Below are 20,116 nucleotides of genomic sequence, written 5' to 3'. Positions count from 1 at the left end.
GTTTATGCGTGAGCATAGATCCATCAACACCTCTTGCAACACCAATCCGCCAAGCATTTATCCCTCTATAATAAATAGGAAAATGCTATGTCGAGTCGTAAACAAGCAAGGCTAGAAGCCAAAAACTTCATTGATTCTCTTTCTGTACAACCTTACCCGAACTCCCTAAAGACGTATATTCAAGGTGATCGAGCTGATGTTCGAGTACCTGTTCGTCAAATATCGTTAGCTGATAGTCTAGTTGGCGGCAGTAAAGATGCACCGATATTTGAACCAAATGAACCTATCTATGTATATGACACCTCTGGTGTGTATACCGATCCCGAACACGATATTGACCTTTATAGCGGCCTGCCTAAATTGCGTGAGAGCTGGATAGAAGAACGTTCTGATACTGAATTACTTGGCGACGTAAGTTCGGTGTATAGCAAGCAACGTTTAGAGGATGAAACCTTAGATGACTTGCGCTATGGCAATCTACCTAAGATTCGACGCGGTAAGCCTGGTCAATGCGTGACTCAATTGCATTATGCTCGCCAAGGTGTGATTACACCAGAAATGGAGTTTATCGCGATTCGCGAAAATATGGGTCGTCAGAAGTACGCTGATGAGCAGCTTAATATTCAACACCCTGGTCATAATTTTGGTGCCAATTTACCTAAGGAAATCACGCCAGAATTCGTTCGTAAAGAAGTGGCTGAAGGGCGCGCAATTATTCCATCGAATATTAACCACCCAGAAGCAGAACCGATGATTATTGGTCGAAATTTCTTGGTGAAAGTTAATGCCAACATTGGTAATTCATCGGTTAGCTCTTCAATTGAAGAAGAAGTAGAGAAACTGGTTTGGTCTACCCGTTGGGGTGGCGATACCGTAATGGACTTATCAACGGGTCGAAACATCCATGAGACTCGTGAGTGGATATTACGAAACAGCCCAGTACCAATTGGTACGGTGCCTATGTATCAAGCCCTTGAAAAGGTGAACGGTGTTGCGGAAAGCCTCAACTGGGAAGTCATGCGAGACACGCTGATCGAACAAGCAGAGCAGGGTGTTGATTACTTTACCATTCATGCTGGTTTGTTATTACGTTACGTACCAATGACGGCAAAACGGGTGACGGGCATCGTCTCTCGCGGCGGTTCTATTATTGCGAAGTGGTGTTTGGCGCATCATCAAGAAAGCTTCCTTTACACTAACTTTCGAGAGATTTGTAAGATTTGTGCTCAATATGATGTGGCACTTTCTCTGGGTGATGGGCTTCGTCCTGGCTCTATCGCAGATGCGAACGACGAAGCTCAGTTTGCTGAATTACGCACACTGGGTGAACTAACCAAAATCGCATGGGAGTACGACGTTCAGGTTATCATTGAAGGGCCTGGTCACATACCGATGCACATGATCAAAGAAAACATGGACGAGCAATTAGAGCACTGTCATGAAGCTCCTTTCTATACGTTGGGTCCATTAACAACGGATATTGCTCCTGGTTACGACCACATCACCTCAGGTATTGGTGCTGCGTTAATTGGTTGGTACGGATGTGCCATGCTTTGTTATGTAACGCCGAAAGAACACCTGGGTTTGCCTAATAAAGAAGATGTTAAAACGGGTTTGATTACCTATAAGCTGGCTGCTCACGCGGCTGACCTTGCGAAAGGCCACCCGGGGGCTCAAATTCGAGATAATGCGTTATCTAAAGCACGTTTTGAATTTAGATGGGAAGATCAGTTCAACTTATCTCTAGACCCAGATACAGCTCGTTCATATCACGATGAAACTCTACCTCAAGAATCAGGCAAAGTGGCTCACTTCTGTTCGATGTGCGGCCCTAAATTTTGCTCAATGAAGATCTCTCACGAAGTGCGTGAATACGCCAAGGATACCGACCAGGTGGCCTTGGATCAGGCGATAGAAATCAAAATGCTCGCAGATCCAATGGAAGGTATGCGCCAGAAATCCCAAGAGTTTAAAGAGCAAGGATCTGAGCTCTATAAGCTGGCAGAAAATCCGTCCGAGACAGTAGAATCATAATGTATCAGTTACTAATTCCAACGCACCTTAGCCACTTAACGTCGCTTATCAAGCAATGTCTGTCGGCAGCAGAAGAGCAAGGGATGGACACCAGTGCCATTGAAGTCGGCACTAGTGAAACGACCGACGTTTGTATCCAAGTTGATAATAAGTGTTTCAGATTATCAGTATCGTTTGATAGCCCGTTAGATGAAGCAGCAGCAATGTCCTTGTTGCTGCAAATGAATGGCTCAGATGAAAAGAGTTTATTGGTGACTTATGGAAGCGAGTCGATCGTTGATAATCAGATCGCCATTGATGCAAACACTGGCAATATCAATAGCGATGTATTTCGTATTGACGGGCTAATAAAGTCCGTTCCATCAGTAACAACTCTTAAGACATTGACCGATAAGGAGAAGCACTTAAGCTGGCTTGCAGCTTCAATAGTGCTTGATTTTCCAATCGAAGATGCGGTTATTTTGGCTAGAGTAGCCAGTCAATCCGATGTTTCACGTGAAACATGGCCGACAGTCCCTAGTCAGTTTCCATTGCCACTGCTTGAAGACCGAGAGCTCGGTATAAAGCTTGGCTGGGATAATTCAGAACCCGTGTCATTTCCCATCATGGAAGCCGATAGTTTAGGCCTCTATCCTGTTGTTGATGATGTTGTTTGGATTGAAAGGCTATTGAAGCTAGGTATCAAGACCATACAATTGCGAATCAAAGATCGACATCATCCAGAATTAGCTGAACAGGTTCAAAAGGCCATCTGTTTGGGGCGAGAGTTTAAGGCTCAGGTTTTCATTAATGACTACTGGGAGCTCGCAATCGAGCATGGTGCTTATGGTATTCATCTCGGGCAAGAAGATCTTGAAGTTGCCGATCTAAAAGCAATTTCGGAAGCAGGTATTCGGCTTGGCCTTTCTACCCATGGTTACTATGAGATTCAGCGGATACAGCAGCTTTCGCCAAGCTATATAGCACTGGGGCATATCCATCCTACAACGACTAAGGTTATGCCTTCAAAGCCGCAAGGGTTGGTACGTCTAAAACTGTATCAAGATCTTATTGGGGATTTCCCTACGGTAGCAATAGGTGGCATTGATCTAAATCGAGCTAGCGAGGTGTGGCAGTGTGGTGTGTCGAGCTTAGCCGTTGTACGGGCAATTACTCTAAGCAGTGATCCAAAGGCGGTTATCGCTGAGTTCAACCAGGTTATGAACGAAAAGAGACCATCTGATGTCAGTTAATGACAAAGAGTTTTTGCGTTACCAAAGGCAAATAGGCGTACCTGAATTTGGTGAAGAATCGCAAGCGAAGATACTCAATGCATCGATACTTGTGATCGGCTGTGGTGGGTTAGGTAGCGCTGCGATTCCTTTATTAGCTGGGGCTGGCGTTGGAAAACTAGTGATCGCTGATCATGACAGCGTCGACGAAAGTAACCTTCATCGACAAACCCATTACAACACATCCAATATTGGAACCAGCAAGGTTGCCGCAACTAAAGCGTATGTTGAGGCTCTAAACCCCAACTGCAAGGTACGAAGCATTGAGAAAGCACTTGAAGGTGAACAGCTAAAGCTCGAGTGCTTGCTGGCCGGCGTTGTCCTTGATTGTAGTGACAATATGAGAACTAGGCATCAAGTCAATGGTGCTTGTTATGAGACCAAGACGCCGTTGGTTTCAGCGGCAGCTATTGGTTGGAAAGGCCAACTTGCCGTATTCGATTATCAACCGGATACGCCTTGTTATCACTGCTTATTCCCATTTCAAGACGTGGGTGCTGCCAAAACGTGCTCTGAGAGCGGAATTATTGGGCCTGTGGTCTCCATGATGGGAGCGTATCAAGCATTGGAGGCGATTAAGTTTGTTGGACAAGTTGGTGAACACGGCAGAACCAACGTACTGCATGTATTTGATGGCCTGACTAATCAATGGCAGAACCTAACGCTTAACAAAGATAAGTCCTGTTCTGTCTGTGAATAGGTAGAGAAGTACAAGAATTTTGGGAACCCTATGAGTATTGAAATCGTAATCAACGGCAAGCCAGTTGCATTAACTGGTGTGCTATTAGTCGAAGAGATGTTGGAGAAACTCGAACTGTCATCTTCAGGATGCGCTCTCGCCATTAATGGAGATATAATTCCACGAGGCCAATGGCGTGATGTGAGTGTTAATCAAGGTGATGAAATCTCACTTTTCCAAGCAATAGCAGGTGGCTAATATGTTATCAATAGCGGGCAAAAAATTCAGTTCGAGGCTCTTTACAGGTACGGGAAAATACTCGAATCAGGATGCGATGATGTCCTCGATTATTGCATCTGGTTCAGAGTTAGCGACTATGGCTCTAAAGCGAGTTGATTTAGAACATCAAGATGACGACATACTCGCGCCGTTAATCGCGAACGGTGTGAATCTATTGCCAAATACATCAGGTGCTAAGAATGCCAAGGAAGCCATTTTTGCAGCACAACTAGCACGCGAAGCGTTAGGTACCAACTGGTTGAAACTAGAGATTCACCCAGACCCTAAGTACCTCATGCCGGATCCTATTGAGACATTGAAGGCGGCAGAGAAGCTTGTTGAGCTAGGCTTTATTGTATTGCCTTATTGCCATGCAGATCCCGTGCTGTGTAAGCACCTACAAGAAGTAGGGTGCGCTGCAGTCATGCCACTTGGTGCGCCAATTGGTTCGAATAAAGGCATTGCCTCAAAAGACTTCTTAGAAATCATTATCGATCAGGCATCTGTTCCTGTCATTGTTGATGCCGGAATTGGTGCGCCATCTCATGCTGCACTCGCAATGGAGATGGGGGCGGATGCAGTACTTGTTAATACCGCAATCGCGTCATCGCCGGATCCAGTTGCAATGGGGCAAGCATTCAAACTCGCGGTTGAGTCAGGCCGCATAGCTTATGAAGCAGGTTTGGCTGTCAGACAAAATGTAGCGGTCGCTTCTAGCCCATTGACCGCATTTTTGGGGTAAGTCATGAGTTTTGTTGAGCAGTTTAAGGAAATGGATTGGGACAGCATTACGCTCTCAATTTATAGCAAGAACGCTAGGGATGTGGAACGAGCTTTGGCGAAAAGCAAATTGGATTTAGAAGATTTCAAGGCGCTGATTTCTCCTGCTGCGGAACCTTACTTAGAGCAGATGGCACAACGATCTATGCTGACTACTCGGCAGAGATTTGGTCATACTATCTCAATGTATATTCCTTTGTATCTCTCTAATCTGTGTGCCAACGCCTGTACCTATTGCGGGTTTTCGATGGAGAACAAGATCAAACGGAAAACCCTTAATCCAGACGAAATTGAGCCAGAGTTAGCTGCAATAAAGAAGATGAATTTTGACAACCTATTATTGGTTACGGGTGAGCACGAAACGAAAGTAGGTATGAATTATTTTAGGCAAGTTTTGCCAATGATTAAAAGCCAGTTCAGTTATCTTTCTATGGAAGTTCAACCACTAGACCAAGAGTGTTATCAGGAACTAAAAACACTGGGTTTAGATGCGGTGATGGTTTATCAAGAAACCTACCACCCATCGACCTATGCAAAACATCATTTACGTGGCAATAAGACAGATTTTGATTATAGGCTGGATACACCAGATCGGTTGGCAAAAGCAGGTATCGACAAGATTGGGATTGGTGCATTGATAGGTTTGGAAGAGTGGCGTACCGACTGTTTCTATGTCGCAAGTCATCTATCCTATCTAGAGCAGACATACTGGCGTACACGATATTCAATTTCGTTTCCTCGAATAAGGCCGTGTGAAGGTTCGATTGAACCTAAGTCAGTAATGAGTGATAAGCAATTGGTTCAGCTTATCTGTGCATACCGATTACTTAACCCTGAAGTTGAGTTGTCTCTATCTACTCGGGAGTCAGAAAGCTTTAGGGATAACGTACTGCCATTAGGGGTAACAACGATCTCTGCAGCATCTCAAACCCAACCGGGTGGTTATGCGACACCCAGTGAGGCTTTGGAGCAGTTTGCTATTAGTGACGAACGCAGTGCCTCAAGTGTGGCAGATGCGATTCGGAGCCGTGGCTTTGAACCCGTATGGAAGGACTGGCATAGCGCCTATTCAGGTTAACGTCGTTTTCCTGTTTCACGTGAAACAAAAAAGCCACTCAAGAGAGTGGCTTTGTTTTAGCTAGGAACTATTGGGGCTCTATGCTTCAGGGTAACCTAACGCGTATGTAGCTTGCTTAAGCCAGGTCAGTGATTCACCTGAGACAAGTGGGCTGACTTCATCCCATACCTTCTGGTGATAGTTATTTAGCCATTCCAACTCTGGTCGAGTTAGCATGTTAACGTTGATACAACGCTTATCAATCGGGCAACGAGTTAAAGACTCAAAACCAAGCATCGACATATCGCCGTTAGTCGCCACTTCTTTTACGATTTCCAAGTTTTCAATTCGGATACCAAATGCATCTGCGCGATAGTAGCCAGGCTCATTAGAAAGAACCATGCCTTCAAGTAGCGCGACCGTATTCACTGCGGGAGCAATTCGTTGTGGCCCTTCGTGAACACTGAGGAAGTGACCCACACCATGGCCAGTGCCGTGATCGTAATTATAGCCTTGTGACCATAGAGGCTGACGGGCGAGTACATCAAGCTGATGGCCGGTTGTGCCTTTAGGGAACAACGCAGTAGTCAGGCCAATGTGACCTTTAAGAACCAAGGTAAACTGCTGCTTCATATCATCACTAGGTTGACCAATAGCGATGGTACGGGTGATATCCGTTGTACCATCAGGGTACTGGCCGCCTGAATCGACAAGGTAGAGGCTATTCAATGAAAGCTGACCTGGTTGAGGTTGGTCATTGTGATTGTAATGACACATTGCAGCGTTACCGCCAGCAGCTGAAATAGTATCAAAACTTAAGTCTACTAACGTAGGATCTTCTTCTCTGAACCCTTGAAGCGTGTCTGAGAGATGTGCTTCGTTGTGCAGCTTGCCGTTATCAACTTCACTGTCTAGCCACGACAAGAACTTAGTCATCGCAGCACCATCACGGATATGACAAGCTTTCATTCCCGCTAATTCTACTGGGTTTTTAGCCGCTTTGATTAACAAACATGGGTCGGCCGCTTCAATCAATTCGGCGCCGGAATTTTGTAGAACTAATGTGAACCACGCGTTGTTGGTAGCGGGGTCAACAAGTACTTGCTTGCCGGTCATTGTGGTCAGTCGTGCTTCTAGTTCAGAAGGAGCGAAGACTGAAACACCATTACCAACGTGCTGGTCGAATTCAGCAGGCAGTCGGGTTGAATCAATAAAGAAGTCGACATTACCCGTGTTGTAGATGATGGCGTGGGATAGCAGTACAGGAAGTCTTGAAACGTCTAAGCCTCGGACATTCAACAACCAACAAATAGAATCGAGCTGAGTCAGTAAAGCAGCATCGGCTTTTCGCTCGATCAGCTCTTTGGCAATTTGATGTCGCTTGGCGGTACTTGAAAGCCCAGATTTTTCCTCACTCATCAAAGAAGCGTCAGTAAATTTGGCTTCAGGACGGTCATGCCAAAGAACATCAATAGGGTTACTACCAAGGATACAAAGCTCGCCTTTATCGGTCAGCTTCTGTTGGCTGTTGCTAAGCCAATTAGCTGAGTGCATTCGTGCGTCAACCGCTACTTTGGCACCTTGCTTTAATTCACTGCAAATCCAGTCAATCGGTGGGTTTTCAATTAGGTGGCAGTATTCGAATGTCTCACTTGGAACTTGTTTTGTTACCTGCACAGTATAGCGACCATCAACAAATATGGCTGCGCGATCTTGAGTAATGACCGCAGCACCTGCTGAACCCGTAAAACCTGTCGCCCAGTGAAGCCGTTCATTATGAGCCGGGATGTACTCACCTAAAAACTCGTCTTCATGAGGAATGATTAATGCGTCGTATTGATTTTCAATAAGCCAATTTCTAAGGGATTCAACCTTTTGTGTAATAGTACTGTGCATGTGATTACTGTCCTTATTAGTGTTGTACATCCGAACTCTGTGGTTGGACTGCGTACAAGCTAGCGCTTTTTTTTCGTACTCGCAATGGATTTATAGCGGTTCTTGGCTCAAGTGGTTAGTCTTTTCTTTTATTAGTTCTCGTATCCACGTTAAGGCTGGATCTTGGTCCCTGTCCTTGTGCCAAAACAGCGTGTAAGCCATTGGCGGAAGATCGGTTGGTAACGGCACAACCACAAGATCTAAGAACTGCTCTATGTAGCGGCAAAAGTGTCGTGGTGCAGTAAAGATAAAGTCTGTATACGAGCACAGATTAGCGGCGCTGTTAAAGTCAGGTACATACATTGCGATGTCACGCTCAAGCCCTACATCTGCTAATCGGAAGTCCAGTAACCAGCGGTCGTTACCGTCGCAACGGACTTGCACATGCCTTTCGGCTAGATAGGCGTTGAGATCCCATGGTTTGGCAAGGATTGGGTGCCCTTTGCGGACGAGGCAAACCTGAACATCGCGATAGATCTCCTGCCAGCATATGTCCTTAGGCGGTAGCATCGTCATCGCGGCATCGTTCAGGTTAATGTCTTTGCCAGTAATACCTAAATCCATCTCACCTGATTGAAGCTGTTTAAATGTTTCTAAAGACCAGCTGTGAGTGTTGATTTTTAATCTCGGTGCTTGATGAAATATATCAGGCAGAAAGTGAGGCAAAATCAGGGGGTAAACACTTTCGACTAAAGCGATGTGAACCCGACGTGTTGATGTTTCTGGATCAAAAGCTTCAGGTTGAGTGATGGATTCGAGTTGATAGATTAAGGCTTCCAGTTTCGGCTTAAGGTATAAACACTTTGGGCTGGGCTTTAATCCATGAGATGTGCGATAGAAAAGAGGGTCGTCAAACTGCTCTCTCAGCTTTGCTAGTGATTTACTGACGGCAGATTGCGTTAAGCAAAGGCGAGATGCGGTTCTCGTTACGTTTAGCTCTTCAATTAAGACATTAAGACAAACCAATAAATTGAGGTCAATTCGACCAAGTTGCTCGATATTCATTGTGAAATTCCTATTTGGAATATCTGGGATGAGGATATGCCATTTCCATTCATGTTGTCTTCATCATAAACTCTGCGACAGAGATATGTCATCCAGAAATTAATAGAGCCATTATGCAAACCACGAACCCTACTAAACTCCAGCTTACCTTATTGGTGCTACTTGTACTGTTTAGCCCGTTGGCGATCGATATTTACTTGCCAGCATTGCCTACCATGGCACAGGCGTTTCACGTGGAACATACGTTGGCTCAGGATACAATTACATGGTTCTTGTTTGCTATGGGTATAGGGCAACTCTTTGCTGGCCCAATGGCAGACCGTTACGGACGTCGAACTGTTGCATTGGGTGGCGTGGTCATCTATGGATTGAGTGCTTGCTTGGCGTGGGCCGCTCAATCTATTGAATGGATGCTCATTGCCAGACTGCTACAAGGCCTCGGTGCATGTGCAACATCGGTAGCAGCCTTTGCGACAGTTCGCGATCTATTTGGCCCGAAAAAAAGTGGCAAAATGATCAGTTACCTTAATGGGGCGATTTGCTTCATTCCTGCTTTAGCTCCAATCTTAGGGGCTTGGCTAACTCAGCAGTTTGGCTGGCGCAGTAACTTTAGTTTCATGGGCGGTTTTGCTCTCATCGTTGGTATTGTTTTAATGATGGGTATGAAGGAAACGAACCCAGCGCCCTCAAAGGAAGCCTTGTTTAAACCCCAGCGCTACTGGCAGGTATTGCAACACCCTAGCTTCGTTTTTCATGCGTCACTGTGCATGTTAGGCATGGCTGTGATTCTGGCGTATGTTACGTCTGCACCTGTCGTCTTAATGGGGGATCTTGGTTTAGATATGAACGCCTTTACATTTTGGTTTGGCGTTAATGCTGTGGTTAATATCGTTAGTTGCCTAATCGCTCCAAGATTGATGGACAAGTTTGGCACCCACAAAATGTTATTGGTCGGGATTGTGTCATTATTGTTCTCAGGGACTTTGATGCTGGCTTTGATGGGCTCTCAAACAGCCTGGGCATTTATGGTACCTATTTTCCTTTCCTCTGTTGGCTTTGCTTTTATTATGGGTGGAGCGGCTGGCAAAGCCTTGGCGCCATTTGGTGATAAAGCTGGTACTGCTGCTGCGTTGTTGGGGCTTTTCCAAATGAGTGGTGCGGGTCTGATTGTTGGTACAATGCAAAGACTGGATTTTACTCCACATGTAATGATAGCTCTGCATATGTGGTTACTCGCTCCAGGGCTCATCGTTTTATTGAGTCAATTAGGAAAGCGTTGGCATAGCGAATCGATCGCTTAAAATCTAACTTAAGTACAAAGTAATATTGGTTGTTTTCCATTCGCATAAAGAGGTGTATTATTGTCTCCTTATCTCCCTTAAATTAAGCGAATACTACAACCATGTCTTTGACGACTTATGAAATGGCGAAAAGGCTAGAGCAGCTAGAAGAGTCTCCAGAAAAAGTAATGTTTGGTAAATTACTTCAGGAGCTTGGTAACCAAAGCGAAGAGCGAATTCGTAGTGCGGCGAAACAGGTGCCTTTGGCTAATTTGCGAGATATCGTTTATCAGTTTCAAAAAGTCATCGAATCTCGTAAAGGTGAGCAAGTCCAAAGCATTGCTGATGAGTTAGCCGAAAAAGGCATCTCTGCAGAAGAGCTAAAGGCGTTTATCGAAAATCGATAAGTATGAAAGAACAAAATGCGTTTACGCAAAGATATTTAAAGGTCAGCATTATGCTGACCTTTTTTATTGTCTAAATGGATTTCAGGTTAAGAGCAAAAAAATGGACAGCTTGCGCTGCCCATTGTCACCAAACTATAGGGGGGAGGTGATCGAAACTATATCTTTCCTTCGCTGCCGCAAACTCGGATTTTATCCATCACGACTTTCTTCATCGCTTCTTTCCCAGGTACGATGTATTTGCGTGGGTCGTTGGCTTCAGGGTTTTCTTTAAAATGCAGTTTTACGGCATCGGCAAAGGCTATTTTCAGCTCAGTTGCAACGTTAACCTTACAGACTCCCAACTCGATACAGCGTCTTACTGCGGCATCTGGAACACCAGACGCACCGTGTAAAACGAGTGGTATATCGACGACATCTCGGATCTTAGCCAGTCTTTCAAAGTCCAACCTCGGTTCAGCCTTATACATACCATGGGCGGTACCTATCGCAACGGCCAAAGAATCTATCCCTGTACGACGGATAAACTCAGCCGCGGCTCCGGGGTCGGTCATCAGTGCATCAGCGCTATCAACAATAAGGTCATCTTCTTGACCGCCAAGTCGACCAAGCTCAGCTTCTACACTTGCGTCGAAGCGATTGCAGTACTGTACAACCTGGCGAACGGTTTCTATGTTTTGGTCGAACGCAAAGTGTGAACCATCAATCATGACTGAGCGAATACCATGCTGAACTTTTTGTTGGATATCACTGAAAGATTCGTGGTGATCTAGGTGTAACACCAATGGCATCGAGTGCTTATGTGCGGCTTCTTTACAAATACTGATGAGATAGTCGGTGCCCGCGTAATCATAGGTACCTGGTGTACCCGCGAGGATAACAGGGGAACCCATTTCTGAGGCGGTCTCAACAACAACTTGTACTGTTTCAAGATTATGGATATTGAAGGCCGGAACCGCATAGCCACCAAGTTGAGCGCGTTTTAACATTTCACGAGAAGAAATCAGATACATAGTGCCTCCGGGCAACGAGATGGGTTGGCAGAAAATACGAGTTTGCCGTTTACCCATGTGTTCAAAACTAAATGATGTTCATCAAGCGCAACCATTGAAGCGCGCTTGCCAATTGAGAGGGTGCCTATTTGGTTCTCTAGGCTGAGAGATTGAGCGGGTACCTTCGAGGCATACATCCACGCTTTTTCCAATGGCAGATTGAGCCATTTACTTAGGTTCAGAACGGCTTGAAGTAAATGTAAGGTACTGCCAGCGAGGCTACCGCAAGGAGTGCGTACTTCACCGCGGTTCACTTGTACTTCAAATTCACCAAGCTGATAGGTGCCATCTGGCATCCCTGCAGCTTGCATTGCATCGGTAATTAACGTTAGACGTTCACCACAACAGCGATGAGCCACATCAATGGCCGTCGGGTGAACATGCATACCGTCTGCAATTATTTCGACATAGCTGTTAGGATGACAAAGGCCGACACCAACCACTCCGGGGTATCTATGGTGTAATCCGCGCATGCCGTTGTAGCAATGCACTATGCCATCAGCGCCCGCGTTGAATGCGGCTTCTACTTGCTCTGAATTTGCGTCTGTATGCCCAAGCATGACTTTAACGTTGTTGCGTTTAAGATGTTTAATCGCTTGTGCTGCATTGTTTTTTTCCGGTGCTAGCGCGACGGTGATCAGGCTGTTGTCTGAATAGGAAATCCAGTTATCTAATTCTTCACAATCGAGTTCACGGAACCAAGCTTCAGGATGAGCGCCTTTGTGTCTTGCGGTAAAGTAAGGGCCTTCTAAATAACCCCCTAATAACTCTGCACCACTAAGGCCTGCCGTACGACTCTTGCCAATTTGTCTTAATGCGTTTTTTATCTTGTCGACTGGAGCGGTAACTGTTGTCGCAACAAAAGCCGTGACACCATGCTTGGCAAAGTAAGTCGACATATTTTCCAAACTGGCGTGGCTTGCATCCATCACATCGCTGTTATTTGCTCCATGCACATGAGAGTCAACCAAGCCTGGTAGTAACATGGCATTGCCCACGTCGTGATAGTTGGTCGCGCATCAGGGCTATTCGTTGCTTGAATTGAGCGAATAATGCCAAGTTCGTCAAAGCTAACGATACAGTCGTGCTGCCATTGCTGATCAACAAGAACACGGCCAGCTCTAATGTGTTGTAGGTTAGATTCCATCTTCAACGGTTTCCTGTTGATGGGACTTGCTAAGTTCATCATGAAGACTTGTCATGCCTCGGTGCCCACAAGTCAGTGCCTGACTACGAAATTCGACTAATGACAATTCATCTCGTTCTAGCAGCATTTCAGCAACCATTTGTAAGTTGGTTCCCGTTAATACTTCGATCTTGTCTTGTTGTTGGCTCAGTAATGAAGCGGTTCTAAAAGGCGTACCACCAAGCAAGTCAGTGAAAAACACCACACCTTCGCCCGTATCAATGTCAGACAAGGCTGTACGCATCGCCGCTTCAAGTTGCGGGGTGGTCATCTCTGCAGGAAAATCAATGGCTCTGAACTGCTCTTGTTCGCCAATCACTTGGTGAATCGCTTGCTCAATGCCGCTCGCAAAGCCACCATGGCCTGATAAAATTACTGCGATCATATTCATTCCTTTTAGGGGCTGGATATCAGCCCCATTACTACTGAAACAATGTTGAGTTCAGGCTTACAAGAAGCCCATAAAGCGACCCGCAATACCCAATGTCATCGTGATAACAATCAGACGAAGTGGGCTCCAGCCACGTTTCACCAAGGCGTACATCGCTAAGGTGTAGACCAATGGCAAGAACGCAGGCATCAGTTTGTCGATAACGTCGGCTTGCAGTTTCACGACGGCATCACCAGCGGTGATCTCTGCTGTGGTTGCTAAGCGAACATACGTGGCAACCAAGGCTCCAATTACCGTCATACCAACGATAGAAGCGGCATGGCCGACTTTCTTAGTGTTGGCTTTTATTAGCGGAATGGCCGATACCCCCATACGGTAGGCATAGTGAGCCAGACCAAAGCGAAGCCCGAAGTGCACAACGTTAAACAGTACGAAGAAGAACACCGCGCCCATAATGGAACCTTGAAGAGCAAGGTCGGCGCCAATACCACCACATATAGGAAGCAACGTTAGCCAGAACATTGCATCACCGATACCGCCCATAGGGGCACCAACGGCAATCTTGGTACTTTGAATACTGTTGATGTTCTGCTTAGAGCTTTCCATCGCCAGTACAATGCCCATCACGAACGTAACTAGGAATGGGTGCGTATTAAAGAACCCCATGTGACCTTTCATTGACTTGGCTAAGTCGGCTTTGTTCGGGTGAATCTTTTTCAACGCAGGTAAAATGCCGTAGAGCCAACCCGATGCTTGCATTCTTTCGTAGTTAAACGAGGCTTGGAGTAACAGAGAACGCCATGCCATGCGGTTAATGTCAGATTTAGTCAACTCAACGCCGACTTCCTTATTTTCGTATTCGTCATCAGAGACACCTGGAGCAGGCTGCACTTCAGTGTTGAGGCGGCGAACATCAATTTCATTGCTTACATTAGATTCCATCTTCAAGGTCCTCAGCTGGTGCAGTAACAGGTGCAGGTTCGGTTTTTCTCATGAAGTCGATAACAGCCATAGCCGTTGCCGCACAAGCGATAGCGAGAATGGGTAGCTGTAACCATGCCGCTGCAACGAAACCTAAGATGAAGTAAGGGATGTAAACGTTCTTCATCATGATTTTCATCAGAACAGCAAAACCAATCGCTGGCATGATGCCGCCCGCAACACCTAATCCATCTATGAGTTCTTTTGGTAAGGTCTGTACAATGTTGCCGGCGTGTTCTGCGCCTAGGTAAATTGGCAAGAACGCACATAAGAAGTAGAAAACCCCAAGAACAGACAGAGCAAAATAGTTAATCTTCTCAATGCCATCTGTGTCGGCATTCTCAGCGTATTCATCACATTTTGACATCACGGCAGACATGGCCGAGAACAGCAAAGTAATGCCCATTTGTACCGCAACAGCAAATGGGACAGCCACGCCAACCGCGACGTTTGGCTCAACTTTGGTGGTGATCGCGAATGTGGTACCAACTATGGTGCCGATGATCACGTTTGGTGGCTGTGCTCCTGCAAGAGGGGCAAGGCCCATCCAAATCAGCTCTAACGTACCACCAACCAAAATACCGGTTTGCAGATCACCAAGGATTAAGCCCACTAGCGGGCCTAACACCACGGGGCGGTGAAAGTGGGTTAACCCGTTAAACAGGTCTAACCCAGCGAAGAAAGCAAGAATGCCGAGCATTGCTGCTTGCATAAATCCTATATCCATAACTTTGTTCCTTTTTAAAGTAGGGTAAAGATGTCAGTTGCACTTTCGGTTGGCACACCTTGTATCGAGCAGGTGACCCCCAGTGCTTTTAGTTGCGAGAATTCATCCACGTCTTCCGCATTAACAGAAACCGTTTTAGAAATCTGTTTCTTACCGTCAGCAAAATGCATGTTGCCAACGTTAATGTTTTTAATCGGTACACCGCCTGCAACGAGCTGGCGGAAATCTTTCGGGCTCTTACAGACCAGTAGAATTTTTTGTCTGTCTGCGGCTTTATTGATGGTGTCGATGGTTTTTTGGATGCTCCAGAATCGAATGGCGATCCCTTCTGCCAAGACCATTTCCATCAAGTTTTGCTGGATGGTGTCTTGTGCGACTTCGTCATTCGCTACGACCACAATGTTTGCGCCAGCAAAGCCAACCCATTGCACCCCAACTTGTCCATGGACTAGGCGTTCATCAATTCTGCTCAATACAATATTCGGCATGGTGATTTCCTTATTTGAAACACGTTAATTTAGTGAGTTATTATTGGTATTGGTGAATAGTGACGCCTTGAACAACACGGTTAACCTCACCGCTTGGACAAGGGTTGTCAGGGCCAAAACCCAGTTGCAGCGATTTTTCGAATGCCAACATTTGGGCAAAAATAATGTATGGGAAACATAACCACTCTTGATCAAGACCTGTGTGTCCCAGCTCGAATACGTGTTCGCCGTCAAGCGCTTGCTCCGTCAGCGCCACTAAGCCCATTGCTTGGCCGTCTTGGCGTAGTTCGTGATACAGGTCGAGGTCATACAATCGGGTGTATTCATCGCTAGAAAAGAACTGAACCACTAAGGCTTCTGGATTGATAGAGAACTTAGGTCCATGGCGAAAGCCTAAAGATGAATCGAAACTTGTCGTCACTACGCCAGCACTTAATTCCAGAGACTTAAGCGAAGCTTCCTGAGCTAGACCGGCAAAGCCGCCGCTACCTAGAACAATAAGACGTTGGTACGGGAGCGCCGCCAGTTGTTTGGTTGCTTGTTGCCATTGCGTTAATTTGCTTTCGCATAGGCGGGCAATATGCGCTACTGCCTGCTGAAATTTCTCGGTTGGTTGTGGGCAAAGGAGGTGAAGTGCCGACATCAACATGCAAGTGAAGCTGGAGGTCATGGCAAAGCTTTTGTCGTTAGACCCTTCTGGCATGTTGACGCATAAGGCGTTATCGCTTTCTTGTGCGTGTATTGCTAGTGCGCCTTCCGGATTACAAGTTAGGAATAGGTGATAACAATCTGTGACTAGTTGATCGGCAAGTTGCACTGCAGCGACACTTTCAGGGCTGTTGCCAGAGCGTGCAAATGACACAACCAGAGTTGGGCGGCTCGGATCCAAATATTGCTCTGGGTTAGAAACGATGTCTGTTGTGGCTACTGCTTCTACGTGAAAACCAATTTTCGAACTTAAGAACGGAGCCAATGCCGCGCCAGCAAATGCAGAAGTGCCTGCACCAGTAAGTACGATACGTAAGCCATCTTTAGCAAAAATAGGCGTGAGAAACGCGTCAATGTCGGTTTTGTTTTGCTCTAATTGGGTCGCTAGATTGCGCCACAGCTTTGGCTGATGTTCAATTTCTTGAGCGGTATGAATACCATTCTTCTCAGATAGCCAAGCATCAGAATAGCCTAAGTAATTGTTCATAATACGGTCTCCTTAGGCGCCAGCGCATTGAAATAACAGGCTTGCGCGTAAACTTGGGTAACTTCCATTACCTTGTGAATGATGAGTTGTTTTGGATCGTTGATAATGTGTTCAGCGATGACGGCCTTAGCTTGATTGGCCATGTATTGGCTCAGCAAAGTGATAGGCGCAGGATTATTGGTGAGATTGTCCATCATCACGCTTAAGGCTTGTTGCACTTGAGGGTGCGGCCAGTAGTAGCGAATTCGGTCACTTAAGCTGTACGCGCAATCTAAATATTGTTGGTGTCCACTGGCTTGGTAATAGCTCTGCCAGTAATTGGGTTGTTCTCGCATGACTTGTTCTAACGTTGCACGCAAGTGAGACGCTTGATGGCTGCCAAGCCATTCTTGTTCGATTCGGTCTAGTGCAAACAAGGCTTCACGCAAAGCAAACGTGAGTGCAGGGCCCACTTTTAATATTGCAAAGTGATCATGCACCAAATGCTGGTACGCTGAGTCGCACTGGTAATCTGTTGAGTGAGCTTCGAACACCATGTGCGGTTGGCTTTCAATAAACTCAGATAACTTCAGTGCTTTGTTTGGTTGGTAGTGAGCCACGTTGTGATGGTCAAACTCAACGCCTGGCTGAACGACCAAACCAATCACTCGTGACCATACCTGAGTCAAACCAAAGGATTGAAACGCTTGATAATGAGCATCTATGGTGTCTTTGGCCGCAGTTGGCGTCGTTACTGCTAGTGTGTCTTCCATATCATGTTGCGCGCCGCCGGGAACTGGAACTTCTGTGCCAATAACGTAAACGGGTGCTTCGCCGCCAGCTTGTTGCCATGCATGTTCCGCAATGTCACATAGCCTTGCTGCGCGTTGCGCGATTATTTCGTCCGTGAGTGGTGTTGGGTCACCGGCGCACGGCATCGAGCAATCGAGATGTATCTTGCGAAAACCAGCCAGTACGTAATCACGAATCAAAATATCGGACTTTGCCATGGCTTGTTCGGCGCTAAGCGCTTGCCAGCAGTTTGGGCCTAAGTGATCACCACCAAGTAGAATTTTATTACGATCGAACGCCATTGAGTCTGCTAGGTTGTAGACGAAATCAACGAAGGCCTGTGGTTGCATTCCGGTATAGCCGCCGTCTTGGTTGACCTGATTGGATGTAGCTTCAATCAACACCAATTGGTCATCATTTTTTGCTTGAGTAAGCGCAGCTTCCAAAACTAAAGGGTGCGCAGAACACACTGCGTAGATACCGCTCGCGTGTCCTTGTTTATGCTGTTGAATTAAATCTATAAGCGCTTTCATCACAATTCCTAGTGAGTTTCTTGGTCAGCGATAATGACTTCCACACCCATATCAACCAGTTGTTGGTGATAGTGGGTTGGGATGTGGCTGTCGGTAATGAGAATGTCGATATCTTGAGCTGCACGGATCATGCAAAAGCTTTTTCGGCCAAACTTGCTGGAGTCTGTTACGGCAATGACTTGTTTGGCGGCTTGGCACATGGCTCTGTTGATACGTGCTTCATTTTGGTTTGGTGTGGTGATTCCTGCTTCTAAGTCAAAGCCATCAACACCCAGAAAGAGTTTGTCGAAATGAAAATCTTTAATTTGCAGTTCGCCGTGTGCACCAGTCAGAGAACAAGATGCACGGCGCAGATTGCCGCCGACAACATGAAGATCTATGTTGCTGTAACCGCTAAGTAGGTAGGCGGTATTCAAAGCGTTTGTCATGACGACTAGGCCTTGAGTCTTGCTTAAGTAAGGGGGCATACAACTAATGGTTGAACCTGAATCGAGAATAACGGCTTCACCGTCATTAATTTTGCTTGCGGCGATGAAAGCAATTCGATCTTTAATATTGCGGTTAAGTTGGCCCTTTTGATGCAGCGGTTGATCAAAAGCGAAATTGGGGTTGAGGGTTGCACCACCGTAGCAACGAAATACACAACCTTGCTGCTCAAGTAAATTGAGGTCGTGGCGAATCGTCACCGCAGAAACAGAAAACTGATCGACTAAGTCGTCAACTTTCGTAGCGCCGTTAAGGCGTACTTGTTTCATTATTTTCTGACGGCGTTCGCTGCTTTTCATTATTGCGCTCTCAACTTTCAGTTTGCTAATTGTTAGGTCTGTCGACCTTTCGTTTTCTTTCGTTGTTAATTAGAGCACCGAAAGGAAAAGCAAAGTTGATGCTGGATCACAGCTGTAATCGAAAGCAAAGATAAGCAAAAAACCTTTCGTTTTGTATTAAGTGAAAGGGTTTTTTTCTTTCGGTTTATGGCTAAAGAGTGGTGAGAAGTTCGGTGGTATAAGGCTTTTTATAAAAGCAAAGCGAAAGGGCGGTTTACCGAGGGGTTTGTAAGAGTATTTCAGTCTTCGAAGTGATCGTGATCACACAATGTAGAAAAGTGAAAAAATTAGATAAGAGAATTATCAGTAGTAATAAGTGAAAACAGCTCAATAGTAAAAGAGCCGTCATTCGTCTTTAGGGAGTATCATTCGTCCGCGATGATGACAGTGACACCATGTTGCTCTAACGAAGATTTATAGTGGCTAGGGATGCCCTGATCGGTAATTAAGATATCGATGTTTTGGGCAGCAGTGATAATGCAAAAACTTTTTTGCTTAAACTTGGATGAATCCGTTACCGCGATGACTTGTTTGGCTACTCGGCACATGATTCGATTCAGTTGTGCTTCTCCTTTATGAGGCGTCGTGATTCCCGATTCTAATTCAAAGCCATCAACACCTAGAAAGACCTTGTCAAACCGATACTGACTAAGGTGGCTTTCTGCATTGGCTCCGTGAATGGAGAAAGAGTCTTGGCGCATGGTTCCGCCAGCAATGATCACCTCTACTTTTGGATAGCTTGCAAGGTGGTAAGCAATGTTGATGGCATTAGTAAATACGACTAGAGAGACGTCGTCAGATAGGTTAAGTGCGATCTGTTCGGTAGTCGAACCCGAATCTAAAATGATGTTCTCACCCGGTTGAATTAACTTTAACGCTTCACGTGCAATTTGAGCTTTAATATTGGTGTTGATTTTCCCCTTAATCTTAAGGGATCGATCAAAAGCGAATTGCTTGTTAAGGGTCGCTCCACCATAAACCCGTTCTACGCAGCCTTGCTTTTCAAGTAATCGTAGATCGTTACGAATCGTGACTTTGGAAACACCAAATTCGCTAGAGAAGTCTTCAACCCGGCCGGTTCCGTGGGTTTGAATGTGTTCGATGATGTGTTCGCGTCGCTGGGCTGTCGTAGTCATAGTCAATTACATCTTGTTACTTTTTAGGCAGCAAAACATGTTTGTCGCGGTTTGGCTTCTATTTATGCGCTTGAATTCGTAAAAACATAACCAACATCAAACTTCAAT

Annotated in this window: 19 protein-coding genes and 1 pseudogene; 8 read left to right on the top strand and 12 right to left on the bottom strand. The window is 45.8% G+C overall.

Annotated elements, in window-relative coordinates; translation table 11 throughout:
• The first annotated feature begins 87 nt into the window (after positions 1 to 87).
• From thiC to thiH, 6 genes are read left to right on the top strand one after another with little or no spacing between them, the layout of a single operon-like run.
• A complete protein-coding gene (gene thiC, locus VTAP4600_RS15200) occupies positions 88 to 2,034 on the top strand; it encodes a phosphomethylpyrimidine synthase ThiC (protein WP_102523565.1) in 1,947 nt (648 codons plus the stop codon).
• The gene (thiE, locus tag VTAP4600_RS15195) at positions 2,031 to 3,266 is read left to right on the top strand and encodes a thiamine phosphate synthase (RefSeq protein ID WP_172443165.1); all 1,236 of its coding nucleotides are present in this window, start codon (positions 2,031 to 2,033) and stop codon (positions 3,264 to 3,266) included. The genes thiC and thiE overlap by 4 nt, the downstream gene beginning before the upstream one ends.
• Positions 3,256 to 4,005 (top strand): HesA/MoeB/ThiF family protein, encoded by a 750-nt coding sequence (locus VTAP4600_RS15190; RefSeq protein WP_102523563.1) that lies wholly within the window; start codon positions 3,256 to 3,258, stop codon positions 4,003 to 4,005. Before thiE ends, VTAP4600_RS15190 begins: the two co-directional genes overlap by 11 nt.
• Positions 4,006 to 4,035: 30 nt before the next feature.
• Positions 4,036 to 4,242 carry a sulfur carrier protein ThiS gene (gene thiS, locus VTAP4600_RS15185; protein WP_231897813.1) on the top strand — a complete coding sequence of 69 codons (207 nt, stop codon included), beginning with the start codon at positions 4,036 to 4,038 and terminating at the stop codon, positions 4,240 to 4,242.
• A gap of 1 nt (position 4,243) precedes the next feature.
• Entirely contained in the window at positions 4,244 to 5,005 is a 762-nt protein-coding gene (locus VTAP4600_RS15180; RefSeq protein WP_102523562.1) for a thiazole synthase, read from the top strand.
• Positions 5,006 to 5,008: 3 nt separating this feature from the next.
• Positions 5,009 to 6,121 (top strand): 2-iminoacetate synthase ThiH, encoded by a 1,113-nt coding sequence (gene thiH, locus VTAP4600_RS15175; RefSeq protein WP_102523561.1) that lies wholly within the window; start codon positions 5,009 to 5,011, stop codon positions 6,119 to 6,121.
• Positions 6,122 to 6,199: 78 nt separating this feature from the next.
• Here the strand turns inward: thiH and VTAP4600_RS15170 are convergent, their stop codons facing one another.
• Together VTAP4600_RS15170 and VTAP4600_RS15165 are read right to left on the bottom strand one after the other, a co-directional pair.
• Complete coding sequence (locus VTAP4600_RS15170; protein ID WP_102523560.1) at positions 6,200 to 7,996, bottom strand: aminopeptidase P family protein; 1,797 nt, start codon at positions 7,994 to 7,996, stop codon at positions 6,200 to 6,202.
• 90 nt (positions 7,997 to 8,086) lie between these two features.
• Positions 8,087 to 9,040: a LysR family transcriptional regulator gene (locus tag VTAP4600_RS15165; RefSeq protein WP_102523559.1), complete on the bottom strand. Its 954-nt coding sequence runs from the start codon at positions 9,038 to 9,040 to the stop codon at positions 8,087 to 8,089.
• A 113-nt stretch (positions 9,041 to 9,153) separates the two neighbouring features.
• Here VTAP4600_RS15165 and VTAP4600_RS15160 point away from each other — a divergent pair, with 113 nt between their 5' ends.
• Positions 9,154 to 10,341, top strand: a complete 1,188-nt coding sequence (locus VTAP4600_RS15160) for a multidrug effflux MFS transporter (protein WP_102523558.1) — start codon at positions 9,154 to 9,156, stop codon at positions 10,339 to 10,341.
• A 101-nt stretch (positions 10,342 to 10,442) separates the two neighbouring features.
• The gene (gene tsrA, locus VTAP4600_RS15155) at positions 10,443 to 10,727 is read left to right on the top strand and encodes an H-NS-like global regulator TsrA (RefSeq protein ID WP_102523557.1); all 285 of its coding nucleotides are present in this window, start codon (positions 10,443 to 10,445) and stop codon (positions 10,725 to 10,727) included.
• A gap of 155 nt (positions 10,728 to 10,882) precedes the next feature.
• On the opposite strand, the gene VTAP4600_RS15150 is transcribed toward tsrA, so the two are convergent.
• From VTAP4600_RS15150 to agaR (VTAP4600_RS15105), 10 genes and pseudogenes are all read right to left on the bottom strand, one after another.
• Complete coding sequence (locus VTAP4600_RS15150) at positions 10,883 to 11,737, bottom strand: tagatose bisphosphate family class II aldolase (RefSeq protein ID WP_102523556.1); 855 nt, start codon at positions 11,735 to 11,737, stop codon at positions 10,883 to 10,885.
• Positions 11,728 to 12,923: pseudogene (gene nagA / locus VTAP4600_RS15145) on the bottom strand (N-acetylglucosamine-6-phosphate deacetylase). The gene VTAP4600_RS15150 and the pseudogene nagA overlap by 10 nt, the downstream one beginning before the upstream one ends.
• A complete protein-coding gene (gene agaF, locus VTAP4600_RS15140) occupies positions 12,913 to 13,347 on the bottom strand; it encodes a PTS galactosamine/N-acetylgalactosamine transporter subunit IIA (RefSeq protein ID WP_102523554.1) in 435 nt (144 codons plus the stop codon). Before agaF ends, nagA begins: the two are co-directional and overlap by 11 nt.
• A gap of 63 nt (positions 13,348 to 13,410) precedes the next feature.
• Positions 13,411 to 14,295, bottom strand: coding sequence for a PTS N-acetylgalactosamine transporter subunit IID (gene agaE, locus VTAP4600_RS15135; protein WP_102523553.1), 885 nt, complete (start codon positions 14,293 to 14,295; stop codon positions 13,411 to 13,413).
• Complete coding sequence (gene agaW, locus VTAP4600_RS15130) at positions 14,285 to 15,061, bottom strand: PTS N-acetylgalactosamine transporter subunit IIC (protein WP_102523552.1); 777 nt, start codon at positions 15,059 to 15,061, stop codon at positions 14,285 to 14,287. The genes agaE and agaW overlap by 11 nt, the downstream gene beginning before the upstream one ends.
• Before the next feature lie 14 nt (positions 15,062 to 15,075).
• Complete coding sequence (gene agaV / locus VTAP4600_RS15125; RefSeq protein WP_102523551.1) at positions 15,076 to 15,549, bottom strand: PTS N-acetylgalactosamine transporter subunit IIB; 474 nt, start codon at positions 15,547 to 15,549, stop codon at positions 15,076 to 15,078.
• A gap of 40 nt (positions 15,550 to 15,589) precedes the next feature.
• A complete protein-coding gene (locus VTAP4600_RS15120) occupies positions 15,590 to 16,744 on the bottom strand; it encodes an SIS domain-containing protein (protein ID WP_102523550.1) in 1,155 nt (384 codons plus the stop codon).
• The gene (locus tag VTAP4600_RS15115) at positions 16,741 to 18,048 is read right to left on the bottom strand and encodes a D-tagatose-bisphosphate aldolase, class II, non-catalytic subunit (RefSeq protein WP_102523549.1); all 1,308 of its coding nucleotides are present in this window, start codon (positions 18,046 to 18,048) and stop codon (positions 16,741 to 16,743) included. Before VTAP4600_RS15115 ends, VTAP4600_RS15120 begins: the two co-directional genes overlap by 4 nt.
• An 8-nt stretch (positions 18,049 to 18,056) precedes the next feature.
• Positions 18,057 to 18,833, bottom strand: coding sequence for a transcriptional repressor AgaR (agaR, locus tag VTAP4600_RS15110; RefSeq protein ID WP_102523548.1), 777 nt, complete (start codon positions 18,831 to 18,833; stop codon positions 18,057 to 18,059).
• Positions 18,834 to 19,237: 404 nt separating this feature from the next.
• Entirely contained in the window at positions 19,238 to 20,008 is a 771-nt protein-coding gene (gene agaR, locus VTAP4600_RS15105) for a transcriptional repressor AgaR (protein WP_102523547.1), read from the bottom strand.
• Between the last annotated feature and the right edge of the window lie 108 nt (positions 20,009 to 20,116).

Origin of the sequence: Vibrio tapetis subsp. tapetis (assembly GCF_900233005.1) — a bacterium.
Lineage (GTDB): Bacteria > Pseudomonadota > Gammaproteobacteria > Enterobacterales > Vibrionaceae > Vibrio > Vibrio tapetis.
Note: the sequence above shows the minus strand (reverse complement) of the source record. Positions and strands in the feature narration are given on the sequence as shown.